Genomic DNA, 14,695 nt, shown 5'->3' with positions numbered 1-14,695 from the left:
TCCCGTCGGCATTGAGGATGTAGAATGCGCGAGAAGGAACTGCGACTGGCGCTCGTCTGCTATGGCGGGATCAGCCTTGCGGTCTACATGCACGGGATTACCAAGGAGATATGGCGGCTCGTCTGCGCCAGCCGCGCCTTCCACGACGGCGATACCGCGAAGGGCGGCAGCGAAGGCGTGTATCACGCGCTGCTCCAGGAGATCGAGGATCACGGCGCGATCCGCGTCCGCGTCCTCGCCGACATCATCGCAGGCGCGAGCGCGGGCGGAATCAACGGCATCTTCCTCGCACAGGCAATCGCGACCGGGCAGAGCCTCGACCCGCTCACAGACCTCTGGATGACGTCGGCGGACGTCGAGGCGCTGATCGATACCGAGGCGGCACCGAAATCGCGGTTCTCCAAGGCCTGGGCGATGCCGCTCGCGTGGATGGCGGCGGGACGCAGCACCGACAAGGTCGATGCGCTCGATGAACCCACGCGGGAGGAGGTGCGGACCAAGCTGTCGCATTTCATCCGCTCGCGCTGGTTCGAGCCGCCGTTTGGGGGGAAGACGTTCACCAACCTGCTGCTCGATGCGTTCGATGCGATGGCGGCGAGTCAGCGCGGCCCTCGCCTGTTGCCGCCGGGGCAGCCGCTCGACCTGTTCGTGACGGTTACCGACTTTTCCGGGCACCCCGAGCGGTTGCAGCTCAATTCGCCGGCGGAAGTGGTCGAGACCGAACATCGTCTGGTGGTCGACTTCACCGACAATGGCGGTGCGTGCGCTACGCTCGCGCCGCCCGCGGAACTGGCGTTCGCGGCGCGCGCGACGTCGAGCTTTCCGGGTGCGTTCCCGCCGTTCACGGTCGCCGAACTGGACGGCGTGCTGAAGGATCGCGCGATCGACTGGCCGGAGCGTCCCGCGTTCCTGGCGCGCGTGCTGCCGCGGCATACGGCGGCCAACGCAGCGGAAAGCGCGGTGCTGATCGACGGATCGGTGCTGGCCAACGCGCCGTTCCGGCCCGCGCTCGATGCGCTCAAGGAGCGGCCTGCGCGGCGCCAGATCGACCGGCGGTTCATCTACATAGACCCCTCGCCCGACATCAAGCTGCGGCTCAATCGCGGTGGCGGGACGCCCGGATTCTTCCAAACGATCATCGGTGCGATCAGTGACATTCCGCGCCAGCAACCGATCCGCGACAATCTGGAGGCGATCGCCGAGCGTTCGGCGCGGATCGACCGGATGCGCGGCATCCTCACTGCGATCCGTCCCGAGGTCGAGGCCGACGTCGAGTCGTTGTTCGGCCATACTCTGTTTCTCGACCGGCCGACCGCACCGCGGCTGATTGCGTGGCGGCGGCGTGCGCAGAAGGCGGCGGCGGCGAGCTCGGGCTATGGCTTCGTCGCGTACGGCCATCTGAAGCGCAGCGCGGTGATCGAGACGCTGGCATTGCTGTTGTTCGATGCGGGGGAGCATCACCGGCCCCGGCGGCTGGCGCAGATCCGTGCGGCGATCGTTGCGCATGTCGCCGCGTCGGGCGCGGACCAGCTTGGGTCGGGGCACGCGGGCGGGGCCAGTGCCGCGTCGATCGCGTTCCTGCGGACCTTCGACATCGGCTTTCGCATTCGCAGATTGCGACTGATGGCGCGGCGATTGTCCGAAGTGGAGACCGCCGCGGACGAGCCAGAGCTGGGGCCGATGCGCGACGCGATCTACGAGTCGCTGTCGCCGTATCTGGATCGACTGCGCGCCGAGATGCATGCGGGGCTGCACGACGCGGTGCGGACGATGCGTGGCGACGCAAGCGCGGTGCTGGAGACGCTCGGGCGCACGTTCGACCTCGAACGCCTCGATGCGGAGACCGACCAGCGGCTGGCGGAGGCGTTCGCCGCGCTCGCCAAGCCGACCCGGCGCACGCTGTTGCTGGCGTATCTCGGCTTTCCGTATTTCGACACGGCTACCTTGCCGCTGTTGCAGGGTGAAGGGCTCGACGAGTTCGATCCGATCAAGGTCGACCGGATCGCGCCCGACGATGCGACCTCGATCCGCTCCGGGGGTGCGGAGGCGACATTGAAGGGGATTCAGTTCGGGACGTTCGGCGCGTTCTTCAGTCGTGCCTACCGCGAGAACGACTATCTCTGGGGGCGGCTGCACGGATCGGAGCGGATGATCGACATCACCGTCTCGACGCTCCCCCAGACGGTGCGAATGAAACCCGGGCGGGTCGCGGCGATCAAGCGTGCGGCGTTTCTCGCGATCCTCGACGAGGAGGAGCCTAGGCTCACCGCCATCCTGCCGCTGATCGCGCAGCTGCGGACGGAAATCGGCTAAAGCTGGCCAAACGCCGGATGTGGCGGTAGCTCTGCGTTGCCAACGGCGTTTCGGCGCGATTGGGGAATGATAAAGGGTCGCCGCATGCAGTTCCTGAAAATCCTGTTCTGGTGCCTGCTGGCGTTCATCGCCGCGGTGTTCACCATCAGCAACTGGAACGCCGTCCAGATTCAGCTCTGGGGCGGGCTGATCGCGGACGTGAACCTGCCGCTGTTGCTGTTCGTGACGTTCCTGATCGGGTTCGTGCCGACGATGCTGTACAATCATGCGATCCGGTGGCGACTGCGTCAGCGGCTTTCGACTTGCGAGCGCGAGTTGACGGAACTGCGGACGCCGCGGCCCGAGCCAGTGGTGGCGACGCCGGTCGATTTGTCGGTGTCTCCGTCCACGACAACGCCGCCGATCGTGCAGCCTTCCGTCACGCCGGGGATCGGGCAATGAGCAATCGGATCTACGTCGCGCTCGACACGGCCGATCTGGCCCGCGCCAAGGCGATGGCGACGCGCGTCCGCCATCATGTCGGCGGGATCAAGCTGGGGCTCGAATTCTTCTCGGCGCACGGCCAGTCCGGCGTGCATGCGATGGCGGAACTCGGTTTGCCGATCTTCCTCGACCTGAAGCTGCATGACATTCCGAACACGGTCGCCAAGGCGGTGCAGGCGCTGGGCGCGCTGAAACCGGCGATCCTGACGGTGCATGCGAGCGGCGGCCGGGCGATGCTCGAGGACGCTAAGGCTGCTGCCCCGCTCGGTACCAAGGTGATCGCGGTGACGATGCTCACCAGCCTCGATGCGGCGGATCTCGCGGCGACCGGCGTCGTCGGCAGCGCGCACGATCAGGTTTCGCGACTGACCGAGCTGGCGCGCGAGGCGGGAGTCGATGGTATCGTCTGCTCGGGCGCCGAGGTCGCGGCAGCGAAGGCGATCTGGCCGAAGGGGTTCTTCGTCGTTCCCGGCGTGCGCCTTCCCGACGGCCAGATCGGCGACCAGAAGCGCGTCGTCACGCCGCGCCAAGCGATGGACGCCGGCGCCTCGATTTTAGTGGTCGGTCGCCCGATCACGCAAGCCGAAGACCCCGACACGGCCGCCCGCGCGATCGGCGCCACGCTGTAGGATCGCTCCGTCACCCTGACGAAAGTCAGGATGACGGGACGTGTTGCTGCCGAAGGAACCCGCATGACTACCGCCAAGATCTGTGGGCTCTCCACCCCCGTCACGCTCGATCCCGCGATCCGGCATGGGGCGAGCCATGTCGGGTTCGTGTTCTTTCCGGCATCGCCTCGCCATGTGACGTTCGCGAAGGCCGCGGAGCTTGCGGCGCGGGTGCCTGGGCACGTCGCGAAGGTCGGCGTGTTCGTCGATCCCGAGGACGACATGCTCGAACAGGCGGTCGGGTCGGCCGCGCTCGACGTGCTGCAACTTCACAAGGTGACACCGCCACGCGCTGCCGCGATCCGCGCGAAGTTCGGGATCGAGACCTGGGTCGCGGTGGCGGTTCGCACGCGTGACGATCTGGAGGCGGCACACGGGTTTGTCGGGGTGGCCGACCGGATACTCTATGACGCGAAGACGCCGGACTCGGCCGCGTTGCCCGGTGGGATGGGACTGCGGTTCGACTGGGATTTGCTCGAAGGATTCAGACATCCGCTGCCCTGGGCGCTATCGGGCGGCCTCGATCCTGCGAACGTTGCTGAGGCGATCCGGCGGACTGGGGCGGAGTTGGTCGACGTATCCTCGGGCGTGGAAAGCGAGCCCGGCAAGAAGGACGAAACGAAGATCGCGGCGTTCCTCAGGGCGGTCACCGCCTGAGTTGTTCACCCGCGAAGGCGGGTGCCCAGACTGGATCCCCGTCTTCACGGGGATACAAGGGCTTGGCGCACCGTACCGAGGTGCTAAAGCGCTCCGCATGAACGCTCCCACTCTCGCACCCAACTCCTACCGCGCGCAGCCCGATGAGCGCGGCCATTTCGGCGACTTCGGCGGCCGCTATGTCGCCGAGACGCTGATGCCGCTCGTCCTCGAACTCGACGAGGCGTATCGCGCCGCCAAGGCCGACCCTGCGTTCAAGGCGCAGTTCGACGATTTGCTCGAACATTATGTCGGCCGCCCGAGCCCGCTCTACTACGCCGAACGGCTGACCGAGGCTTTGCGCGAGTCCGCCCCCGAAGGCATGGGCGCGCAGGTCTGGTTCAAGCGCGACGAGCTGAACCATACCGGCGCGCACAAGATCAACAACTGCATCGGCCAGATCCTGCTCGCGATGCGGATGGGCAAGACGCGGATCATCGCCGAGACCGGCGCGGGCCAGCACGGCGTGGCCACCGCCACCGTCTGCGCGCGCTTCGGCCTGCCGTGCGTGATCTACATGGGCGCGAAGGACGTCGAGCGTCAGGCGCCCAACGTGTTCCGTATGAAGCTGCTCGGCGCCGAAGTCCGCCCGGTGACCAGCGGTGCGCACACGCTGAAGGACGCGATGAACGAGGGGATGCGCGACTGGGTCGCGAACGTCCACGACACCTTCTACATCATCGGTACCGCCGCCGGCCCGCACCCGTATCCGGAAATGGTGCGCGATTTCCAGAGCGTGATCGGCACCGAGGCACGCGCGCAGATGCTGGAGCGCGTCGGTCGCCTGCCGGATATGCTGGTTGCGGCGATCGGCGGCGGGTCTAACGCGATCGGGCTGTTCCATCCGTTCCTCGACGATGCCGACGTGCAGATGCTCGGCGTCGAGGCGGCAGGCCATGGGCTCGACAAGCAGCACGCGGCGAGCCTCGCGGGCGGTTTCCCCGGCGTGCTCCACGGCAACAAGACGTATCTGTTGCAGGACGAGGACGGCCAGATCACCGAGGCGCATTCGATCTCGGCCGGGCTCGATTATCCCGGCATCGGGCCCGAGCATGCCTGGCTGCGCGATATCGGCCGGGTGGAGTATGACAGCGCGACCGACCAGGAGGCGCTTAATGCGTTCCAGTTGCTGTGCCGGACCGAGGGGATCATCCCTGCACTGGAGCCGAGCCACGCGATCGCGACCGTGACGAAGAGGGCGCGCGAGATGCGGCAGGACCAGATCATCCTGGCGAACCTGTGTGGGCGTGGTGACAAGGATATCTTCACCGTGGCGGAAGCGCTTGGGGTGGCGATATGATTGCCGCACCCTTCTCCCCTCCCGCAGGCGGGAGGGGCCGGGGGTGGGCTCGCGCTCACGCCGTTCGCAACGCAGGTTTGAGTCTTGCTATCGCCAGCCGCAGCGTTTGCGGAGGCCGGGTGCCCACCCCCAGCCCCTCCCGCTTGCGGGAGGGGGGCAAGTGAGCCGCCTTGCCGCTACCTTTGCGCGCACTGCGGCCGCGGGGCGCGCTGCGCTCGTGGCGTTCGTTACTGCCGGTGATCCTACTACCGAGGCTACCGGGCCGATCCTCGACGCTCTTGTCGCCGGGGGCGCGGATGCGATCGAGTTGGGCATGCCTTTCACCGATCCGATGGCGGATGGCCCTGCGATCCAGGCGGCCAATATCCGCAGCCTTGCGCAGGGTACGCGCACCGCGGACATCCTGGCCGCCGCCACTGCGTTCCGGACGCGCCATCCGGACGTGCCGCTGGTCCTGATGGGCTACGGCAACCCGATGCTTCGGCGCGGTGCGGACTGGTTCGCGCAAGCCGCCGCCGCCGCCGGCGTCGATGGCGTGATCTGCGTCGACGTGCCGCCCGAGGAAGACGACGCGCTCGGGCCGCAGCTGCGCGCCGCCGGGATCGACCTGATCCGCCTCGCCACCCCCACGACCGACGCCGCGCGGTTGCCGACCGTCCTCGATGGGGCGAGCGGGTTCCTGTACTACGTGTCCGTTGCGGGCATCACCGGGCTCCAGCAGGCGCAGCAATCGTCGATCGAGGAGGCCGTCGCACGCCTCAAGGCACAGACCGACATCCCGATCGCGGTCGGCTTCGGCATCCGCACGCCCGAACAGGCGGCCAACGTCGCGCGCGTCGCCGATGGCGTCGTGGTCGGCTCGGCGATCGTCGAACTGGTCGCGCAACACGGCGCCGCTGCGGCCGAGCCGGTCCGCGCCTATATCAAGTCTCTCGCCGACGCCGTCGCGTCCGCACGGAAGGTCGCCCCCATGGAGATTGGCGCATGAGCTGGCTCAACAGCGTCCGCAACGTCCTGCCCTTCGTCGCGAAGCGCGAGACGCCCGAAAATCTCTGGCACAAGTGCAAGGGCTGCGGGCAGATGGTCTTCACCAAGGAACTCGAGGACAATCTGTACGTCTGCCCGAAATGCGATCACCACGACCGCATCGGGCCGAAGATCCGTTTTTCGCAGCTGTTCGACGAGGGTAGCTGCAGCGAGTTGCCGGCGCCCAAGGTGCCTGAGGATCCGCTGAAGTTTCGCGACCAGAAGCGGTACACCGATCGCCTTAAGGCGGCGAGGACCGACAATAGCGAGCAGGACGCGCTGATCAACGCGCGCGGCGCGATTGCCGGCCACCGCGTCGTCGTCGGCGTGCAGGACTTCGGTTTCATGGGCGGATCGATGGGCCTCGCGGTCGGCGAAGCTTTCGTTCGCGGCGTAGAGGCGGCGATCGAGGACCGCGTGCCGTACGTGATCTTCACCGCGAGCGGCGGCGCGCGCATGCAGGAGGGCATTCTGAGCCTGATGCAGATGCCGCGCAGCACGGTGGCGATCCAGATGCTGCACGATGCCGGGCTGCCATATATTGTCGTGCTGACCGATCCGACGTCGGGTGGCGTGATGGCGGCCTATGCGATGCTCGGCGACGTGCAGATCGCCGAGCCGAAGGCGACGCTGGCGTTCACCGGCCGCCGCGTGATCGAGAGCACGATCCGCGAGAAGCTGCCCGAAGATTTCCAGACGAGCGAATATTATCTGGAGCACGGGCTGATAGACATGGTCGTGCACCGGAAGGATTTGCGCGAGCAGCTTGGTACGGTGATCGGGTATCTCAGCGCGCGCGAAGCGGCGTAATCTCTACTTCCTCTCCCCTCCGGGGAGAGGGTCGGGGTGAGGGGCTGCCAAGCAGGACGCCGCCTGGAACTGCCCCTCACCCCAGCCCTCTCCCCCGGAGGGGAGAGGGAGCCTAGAATGCCCGACCATGCCGTTTCTTCGTCCCCAGCGGTACAAGCCCAGCTCGACCGCCTGACTGCGCTGTCGCCCGGCGCCGATATCCTTGGCCTCGAGCGTATCACTGCACTGTTGCGCCGCCTTGGCGATCCTCACCTGAACCTTCCCCCGGTGTTCCACGTTGCCGGCACCAACGGCAAGGGCTCGACCTGCGCGTTCCTGCGCGCCGCGATCGAGGCCGCGGGGCACAGCGTCCACGTCTATTCCTCCCCGCACCTCGTCCGCTTCAACGAACGCATCCGCCTCGCCGGATCGCTGATCGAGGACGACCTGCTCGCAGCCTTGCTTAAGGAAGTCCTCGACCAGGCTGCCGACCTGCAGGCGAGCTTCTTCGAGGTTACCACCGCCGTCGCGTTCCTGGCCTTCGCGCGCACGCCGGCGGCAGCGACGATCGTCGAAGTGGGTCTCGGCGGCAGGCTCGACGCGACCAACGTCATTCCCAATCCGATCGTCACCGGCATCGCCGCGCTCGGTATCGACCACCAGTCTTTCCTTGGCGAGACGCTGCTGGAGATCGCCGGCGAGAAGGCGGGCATCGCAAAGTCCGGCGTGCCGCTCGTCACGATGGACTATCCCAAGGCCCTCCGCGCGAAGATCGCAGCCGTCGCCGATGCAGCAGGCGCCCCCGTTTTCGCCCGCGGCGTCGCTTGGACCAGCGAGACCGCGCGCTCGACCGTTCGGTACGAAGATCAAGGCTTTTCGGTCGTCACCAACCGCCCCCGCCTCGTCGGCGCACACCAGTCGCGCAACCTCGCGCTCGCGATCGCCATGCTGCGACACCAAGGCGTGTTGCATATCTCCGAGGCCGCGATGCGCGCCGCGGCCGACTGGGCGCACTGGCCTGCGCGTATGCAGCGATTGTCGGATGGACCGTTGCTCGTGACATTGCCCGGCGGCAGCGAGTTGTGGCTTGATGGCGCGCACAATCCAAACGCCGCGCAACCGGTCGCGCGGGCGCTCAGGACGCTTGCAAAGGGCCGCCCGGTGACGCTGGTCTTGGGCATGCTCGCGAACAAGGATGCCGAGGCGGTAGTCCGCATCCTGTCACCGTCGGTCGGACATGTCGTCGCCATCCCGGTCCCAGGCCACGCACATCACGCGCCCGAAGCGCTCGCGACGCTCGCGCGATCGTTCGGAAAGGCCGCAGGGGTCGCGGCTACGCCAGGCGAGGCGCTGGCGTCGATCGCGGCTCATACCGATCAGCCGCAACTCGTGCTGATAGCCGGTTCGCTCTACCTTGCCGGTGAAGTGCTCGCGGCGAACGGCCAGCCGCCGGAGTGAGTTCTTATTGCTATTGACTATCAATAACCAACACGCGACGTTGTGGGCACCACTACGGAGTCGCGTGAATGACCGATACCCGCCCCAATTCGACGCAGACGAGCGCCAGTGCGACGTCGTTGCTGCCGCATGCCCTACCGCATTGTGAAAATGCGCGAATCGCCTTGTTCGCGATGCGGCGGATGGGCGCCCACGGCCTCGCCGACGCCCGCGCCTCGCACACGATGTTCACCGCGTTCGGGCAGGGCTTCCGCCGTCCGCTCGTTCTAATTAGGGCGCTGATGGCGGACCTTGCCGGCACCTCGGCCGCCACGATCGCGATCGCGCCCTGCTGCTGTGCGAGGATGACGCCGGCGGAGTCAGCGATGCTGTCGGTGCTCGCGCGCGTCGAGACCGCCCCCGAAACCGCGCGCTACCTGATGGCCGACCTGCTCGGTGTTCGCCGCATCGACGGCGTCCTCGCCAGCGCCGCGGCGGTCGCCGCCGCCTTTGCCGACGAGGGGCGCCCGATCACGCTTTAGACCGGATCACCAGCGCGGGCGTCACCTTCACCCTCCACGCCCGCGCTGCCGATCGAACGATCGATCATCCCCGACCGGCTCATCCACCAGAACAGGACGACGCCCGGCAGCGCCAGGACGGTGGTCAGCAGGTAGAAGTCGACATAGCCGATCGCCTCGATCAACGCGCCTGCGGTCGTGCCCGTGACGATCCGCCCCAGGATGCTCGCCGCGGCCGAGATCAGCGCGAACTGAGCGGCGGTGAAGCGAAGGTCGCACAAGGCGGAAAAATACGCGATCACGACCACGCCGCCAAAGCCACTGGCGGCATTCTCGAAGCCGATTGCAGCGGCCATGCCGAGGTTCGAGTGCCCAACGGCCGCAAGTGCCGCGAATGACAGGTTCGATACGCCCATGAGGACGAGCGACAGCAAGACGGATCGCTTCATTCCCATGCGCGCATACAGGATGCCGCCGATGAAGATGCCGACCAGATACGCGATGAAGCCGATCCCGACGTCGTAGAACGCGATCTCGTCGCCGGTGAAGCCGAGGTCGTCGAACAGCAACCGCAGCGTCAGATTGGCGAGCGTGTCACCGACCTTGAAGATAAGAATGAATGCCAGGACGACGAACGCCCCTTCGCGTGAAAAGAACTGGACGAACGGGCCCGAGATTGCACGGAAGCCTTCGGCAAGACCGCGGCGCTCGATCGGCGGACGGCGGCGTTCGGGTTCACCGAGCGCGAGGCCCGCCAGGACCGCAGGCAATGCGAAGACCGCGCACGCCAGATAGGCGGCGCTCCAGCCCGCACGTTCGGCGACTACCAGCGCCAGTGCGCCAGCACCCGCCGATCCGATCCGCCAGCCATATTGGCTCATACCGGAGCCCACGCCCAACTGGCGCGGTTCGAGCGTCTCGATGCGGAACGCGTCGATCACGACGTCGAAGGTCGCACCCGCCGCACCGACCAGGATCGCCGCGGTCGCCGTCGCCGCAATGCTTGCCGCGGGATCGATCAAGGCGAGATGGATTACCGCCGCGGCGACGAGCGCGGCCGTCACGATCAGCCAGGACACGCGCTGGCCCAGTCTCCCGATGATCGGCAAGCGGACGCCATCGACTACCCATGCCCACAGGAATTTCAGGTTGTAGACGAGGAAGGCGAGGCTGAATGCCGTCACCGTCTTCTTGTCAATCCCGCTGGCCGCCAGCCGCGTCGTCAGCGTCGCGCCAATCATCGCATACGGAAAGCCGGACGATATCCCGAGCGCCAGCGCGGCCAGCGGCGCTTTCTCGACATAAGGTCGGAAGCCGTCGCTCCAGCGCTTGCCTTCGGTTCCGTCCATCGTACTTGCGCTCCCAATTGCTCGGGAGGACCCTAACGGCAAATCGGCGATGCGCTACCCGTCAGGCGATGGAATGGGGGCGGTGTCACGCAGCCTGCGGAAACAGCGTGAAGCCCGACGGGACGCGCTTCGGCTCGCTGCCGCCGAGCATCGCCTCGATCGCCTCGATCGCGGCGATCAGGTCGCGCGGCATGTACGGCTTGGCCATGCAGCCGGCGGCGAGCGTGGTCGCCTCGACGGGGCAACTGCCCGTCACGAACATCACCGGCACGCCGCGGGCATGCGCCGCGCGCGCGACGTCTATGCCCGAGCCGTCCGCAAGGTTGACGTCGACCAGCACCAGGTCGATTTCCGTCTCGCTCGCGAGGATCGACAGCCCGTCCGCAACCCGGTCGATCGTCGCGACGATCGTGAACTTCGCGTCGGTGAGAAAATATTCGGTGTCGAACGCGACGAGCGGTTCATCCTCGACCACGAGGAGCCGGACGATCTGCCGCTTTTTCTTCCCGAACAACATCGCCGAAAGGCCCCCGAGTGCGCTCACATCGTCGTTACGCTTGCGTGTCCTAACGCGCTTACCGGCGAACGGTCGCAAATATTTTCGCGCTGGACGCCGATCCATAGTATCAGCCGCGCCATGACGACTTCAAAAGACGATAACCCGACTGCCAGCCCGTCGAACGACGCGCCTGCAACCTCCCCCGAAGCCAGTGCTTCACCAATCAAGGGCGATCGTATCGCCAAGCTGCTCGCCCGCGCCGGGATCGCTTCGCGCCGCGATATTGAGCGGATGATCACCGAGGGGCGCGTTGCGCTCAACGGCACCATTCTCGATACACCCGCGACGATTCTACGCAATCTCAACGGCGTCACGGTCGATGGCGATCCGGTAGAGGCGCCGAGCGCTGCACGGCTGTTCCTGTACCACAAGCCGACCGGGCTGCTCGTCACAGAGCGCGATCCGGCCGGACGCACGACGATCTACGACCGCCTGCCGCGCGAACTGCCGCGGCTGGTCCCGGTCGGCCGCCTCGATCTCAACACCGAGGGGCTGTTGCTGATGACCACCGACGGTGGGCTCAAGCGCCAGCTAGAACTGCCCGCGACGGGTGTCGAGCGTGCCTATCGCGCGCGCGCCTACGGTAACATCACGCAGCCGCAGCTCGAGGAACTGATCGAGGGGATCGAGATCGAGGGCGTCCGCTACGGGTCGATCAACGCCAATATCGAGCGGCGTACCGGCGCGAACGTGTGGATCGAAATGATCCTGACCGAGGGCAAGAACCGCGAAGTCCGCCGCGTGCTGGAGCATCTCGGGTTGCAGGTCTCGCGACTGATCCGGACGCGCTATGGTCCGTTCGTGCTTGGCGATCTTGCACCGGGGCAGATCGGCGAGGTGCTGCAGCACGACGTCGTCGCGTTCCAGAAGGAGCTGGCGAAGGGCAAGCCGGAGGGTCCGGGCGCGCGTGCGAATATCGGTATCAGCGCAAGTGCGGGTGCCGGGGCCGGGATCGGCGCACGGTCGAGTCAGCGGGGCAGCAATGCGCCGCGACCTACTCCCACGTCGCGTCCGGCGCCGGGTGCGCGTCCGGTTTCAGGTGCGCGGCCTGCTGCCGGTGGTGCGCGCAGTCCGGTTCGCAGCCCGTATGCGGCACCGGCGAGCTCGGGCTTTTCGAATGGTGCGGTACCGACCGATCGGCCTTCGCGGCCGGCTCGCCCGGAACGGATCCGCCCGACGGCCGCCATGCAGCGCGGCGACGTGAACGATCCCTGGGCGCGGCCGGATGCACGCAATGCCGCTCGGCCGACGGGGACGCATCATGCCCGGCCCACGAGTGGCGAGACGTCCAAACCCTATGTGCGGCAGGAGCGTGCGGATCGCGGCGAGGAACTGAGCACGAGCCCGAAGATCAAGCACTTCCGCGCGGCCAAGCCGCCGCGGGAACGCGCTACGCCGTCTCGCGTCGGTGCGGGCGGTACCGTGCAACGCCAGGAACAGCCGCGAGGCTTCCGTCCGCAGGCGGATGATTCGCGGGGACGCGGTTCGCTCGACAAGCGTGCCGCTCGCAGTGCCGCCGGGCGTCCGGGCGCCGAGCCGCGGCCCGTGCGCGAGGCGCCTGCCCGCCCCGAGCGTGGCAGTCGTCCGACCGCACCGGGCAAGGGTCCGTCGGGAGGGCGCGGCCATCCGCCCCGTGCTCCACGTGGAGGGAAGCGCTGATGCGTATCATCGCAGGCCAATGGCGCGGACGCCCGATCGTCGCACCCAAGGGTGACTCCACCCGTCCCACGGCGGACCGGATGCGCGAGACATTGTTCTCGATGCTGACCAGCCGGGTCGGGAGTTTCGAGGGGTTGGCGGTCGCCGATCTGTTCGCAGGCTCCGGGGCGCTCGGGATCGAGGCGCTGTCGCGCGGGGCGGCGACGTGCATGTTCGTCGAATCAGACAAGCTGGCGGTCGATGCGCTGAAGGCCAACCTCGCCAAGCTGGAGATCCGCGGTGATGTCCGCGCGACATCGGTGATGGCGCTCGGACCCGCGCCGGCGCCGCTCGACGTGATCCTCATGGATCCGCCGTACAATACCGGTTCCGGGCTGGTCGCGCTCGACAAGCTGTCGCGGCTGGGTTGGTTCGGGCCGGCGACGTGGATCAGCCTGGAGACGGCGAAGGCCGAGGTCGTCGAGCTGGCGGGCTTCGAGGTCGACGCCACGCGGGTCCACGGCAAGGCGCGGCTGACGCTGCTTCGACCCGCCTAAAATGTTCTCCCGCGCAGGCGGGAGAACATACTATCGTTTGGCGGTGGCGGTGCGGCCTAGGATCAGCAGGCCACCCAAACTCAGCACCCCCGCCGCCATCAGATACCCGCCGACCAGCCACAACCCGCGCGGCGCCAGCGCCTCCGCCACGATCGGTGCCAGCGCACCGCCGAGCACCCCGCCAAGATTGAACGTCATCGATACGCCGGTGTAGCGCACTCCGGCCGGGAACAGGCTCGGCAGCCATCCGCCGAGCGGGCCGTAGGCGAACCCCATCACGAACAGCGCGCCCGACAGCCACAGCCACACCGTGAACAGCGATCCCGAGCCCAGCATCGGCCCCATCAGCGCGCCGACGCCGATGCACCCGGCAAACCCGATCGCGAGCATCCGCGCGGCGGAATGCCGGTCCGCCAGCACGCTGGCCACAATCACGCCGCCTGCAAGAAACCAGATCGCGACGAGTTCGACCGCCAGGAATGCCTCGCGAGAATAGCCTAGGGTCTTGGTGCCGTAGCCGAGCGCAAACGCGGTCGCGAGGTAGAACAGCGCGAAGCATGCGATGACGCCGAACGTGCCTGCCAACGTCGCGCGCAGATGCTTCGTAAGGAGCGTCGCGATCGGTACCTTGGGCAGCGCCTCGGTCGCTTCGGCTTCGAGGAAGGCGGGCGTCTCGGTCAGCTTAAGCCGTACCCATAGACCGAGCCCCACCAGGATCGCGCTCAGCAGGAACGGAATCCGCCAGCCCCAGGCAAGGAACTGCGCATCGTCGAGCACCAGCCCGATGATCAGGAACAGCCCGTTGGCGGCAAGGAAGCCCACTGGCGCCCCGAGCGGCGGGAACATTCCCCAGGTGTTCTTGCGGTGCGGCGGCGCGTTCTCGACCGCGAGCAATGCCGCCCCGCCCCATTCGCCGCCGAGGCCTAGCCCCTGCCCCAGCCGCATCAAGCACAGCAACGCCGGCGCGATCCAGCCGACTTGTGCGTAGGTCGGCAGGAACGCGATCCCGACGGTCGATCCTCCCATCAGCAACAGCGACGCAACCAAGGTGGACTTGCGCCCGACGCGGTCGCCGAAGTGTCCGAACACGACCGCGCCGACTGGCCGCGCGACGAAGGCGAGGCCGAACGTCGCGTAGCTGAGGAGTAATTGCGCCGAGTCGGATTGCCCGGCGAAGAACAGCGGGCCGAACACGAGCGCGGCGGCGGTCGCGTAGATGTAGAAATCGTAGAACTCGACCGCGGTGCCGACCAGACTGGCGGCGAGAATACGGCGGTTGGAGGCGAGTGTCGTCATGTGCACGGCATCGCCGCGGAGGCGGTTGGGGTCAACCGATTGCCTCAGACGATCCTCCCCGCA

General features: G+C 67.2%; 14 protein-coding genes. 11 read left to right on the top strand and 3 right to left on the bottom strand.

All coding sequences use genetic code 11. From position 1 onward, the window contains the following. Positions 1 to 24: 24 nt before the first annotated feature. The 9 genes from QFZ54_RS00935 (at position 25) to QFZ54_RS00895 (ending at position 9,254) form a co-directional block, all read left to right on the top strand. Positions 25 to 2,313, top strand: coding sequence for a patatin-like protein (locus QFZ54_RS00935; RefSeq protein WP_307083539.1), 2,289 nt, complete (start codon positions 25 to 27; stop codon positions 2,311 to 2,313). An 84-nt stretch (positions 2,314 to 2,397) separates the two neighbouring features. Further along, on the top strand, positions 2,398 to 2,754 hold the full coding sequence (locus QFZ54_RS00930) for a LapA family protein (protein WP_307083537.1): 357 nt from the start codon (positions 2,398 to 2,400) through the stop codon (positions 2,752 to 2,754). Beyond that, positions 2,751 to 3,425 carry an orotidine-5'-phosphate decarboxylase gene (pyrF, locus tag QFZ54_RS00925; protein WP_307083535.1) on the top strand — a complete coding sequence of 225 codons (675 nt, stop codon included), beginning with the start codon at positions 2,751 to 2,753 and terminating at the stop codon, positions 3,423 to 3,425. Before QFZ54_RS00930 ends, pyrF begins: the two co-directional genes overlap by 4 nt. Before the next feature lie 63 nt (positions 3,426 to 3,488). Next, positions 3,489 to 4,121, top strand: a complete 633-nt coding sequence (locus QFZ54_RS00920; RefSeq protein ID WP_307083533.1) for a phosphoribosylanthranilate isomerase — start codon at positions 3,489 to 3,491, stop codon at positions 4,119 to 4,121. Between the two features lie 97 nt (positions 4,122 to 4,218). Beyond that, complete coding sequence (gene trpB, locus QFZ54_RS00915; RefSeq protein ID WP_307083531.1) at positions 4,219 to 5,460, top strand: tryptophan synthase subunit beta; 1,242 nt, start codon at positions 4,219 to 4,221, stop codon at positions 5,458 to 5,460. Between the two features lie 160 nt (positions 5,461 to 5,620). Continuing rightward, positions 5,621 to 6,448: a tryptophan synthase subunit alpha gene (trpA, locus tag QFZ54_RS00910; protein ID WP_307083529.1), complete on the top strand. Its 828-nt coding sequence runs from the start codon at positions 5,621 to 5,623 to the stop codon at positions 6,446 to 6,448. After that, entirely contained in the window at positions 6,445 to 7,296 is an 852-nt protein-coding gene (gene accD / locus QFZ54_RS00905; protein ID WP_307083527.1) for an acetyl-CoA carboxylase, carboxyltransferase subunit beta, read from the top strand. The genes trpA and accD overlap by 4 nt, the downstream gene beginning before the upstream one ends. A 117-nt stretch (positions 7,297 to 7,413) precedes the next feature. Continuing rightward, positions 7,414 to 8,733: a bifunctional folylpolyglutamate synthase/dihydrofolate synthase gene (locus QFZ54_RS00900; RefSeq protein WP_307083525.1), complete on the top strand. Its 1,320-nt coding sequence runs from the start codon at positions 7,414 to 7,416 to the stop codon at positions 8,731 to 8,733. Between the two features lie 68 nt (positions 8,734 to 8,801). Beyond that, positions 8,802 to 9,254, top strand: coding sequence for a DUF6628 family protein (locus tag QFZ54_RS00895; protein WP_307083524.1), 453 nt, complete (start codon positions 8,802 to 8,804; stop codon positions 9,252 to 9,254). On the opposite strand, the gene QFZ54_RS00890 is transcribed toward QFZ54_RS00895, so the two are convergent. Next, positions 9,251 to 10,582: an AmpG family muropeptide MFS transporter gene (locus QFZ54_RS00890; protein WP_307083523.1), complete on the bottom strand. Its 1,332-nt coding sequence runs from the start codon at positions 10,580 to 10,582 to the stop codon at positions 9,251 to 9,253. The two genes, QFZ54_RS00895 and QFZ54_RS00890, sit on opposite strands and share 4 nt — an antisense overlap. Positions 10,583 to 10,667: 85 nt before the next feature. Continuing rightward, the gene (locus tag QFZ54_RS00885; RefSeq protein WP_307089201.1) at positions 10,668 to 11,099 is read right to left on the bottom strand and encodes a response regulator; all 432 of its coding nucleotides are present in this window, start codon (positions 11,097 to 11,099) and stop codon (positions 10,668 to 10,670) included. Positions 11,100 to 11,219: 120 nt separating this feature from the next. Here QFZ54_RS00885 and QFZ54_RS00880 point away from each other — a divergent pair, with 120 nt between their 5' ends. Next, entirely contained in the window at positions 11,220 to 12,800 is a 1,581-nt protein-coding gene (locus tag QFZ54_RS00880; protein WP_307083521.1) for a pseudouridine synthase, read from the top strand. Then, positions 12,800 to 13,336 (top strand): 16S rRNA (guanine(966)-N(2))-methyltransferase RsmD, encoded by a 537-nt coding sequence (gene rsmD / locus QFZ54_RS00875; RefSeq protein WP_307083518.1) that lies wholly within the window; start codon positions 12,800 to 12,802, stop codon positions 13,334 to 13,336. Before QFZ54_RS00880 ends, rsmD begins: the two co-directional genes overlap by 1 nt. A 30-nt stretch (positions 13,337 to 13,366) precedes the next feature. On the opposite strand, the gene QFZ54_RS00870 is transcribed toward rsmD, so the two are convergent. Beyond that, on the bottom strand, positions 13,367 to 14,632 hold the full coding sequence (locus QFZ54_RS00870) for an MFS transporter (protein WP_307083516.1): 1,266 nt from the start codon (positions 14,630 to 14,632) through the stop codon (positions 13,367 to 13,369). Between the last annotated feature and the right edge of the window lie 63 nt (positions 14,633 to 14,695).

Source organism: Sphingomonas faeni (assembly GCF_030817315.1).
Lineage (GTDB): Bacteria > Pseudomonadota > Alphaproteobacteria > Sphingomonadales > Sphingomonadaceae > Sphingomonas > Sphingomonas faeni_C.
Note: the sequence above shows the minus strand (reverse complement) of the source record. Positions and strands in the feature narration are given on the sequence as shown.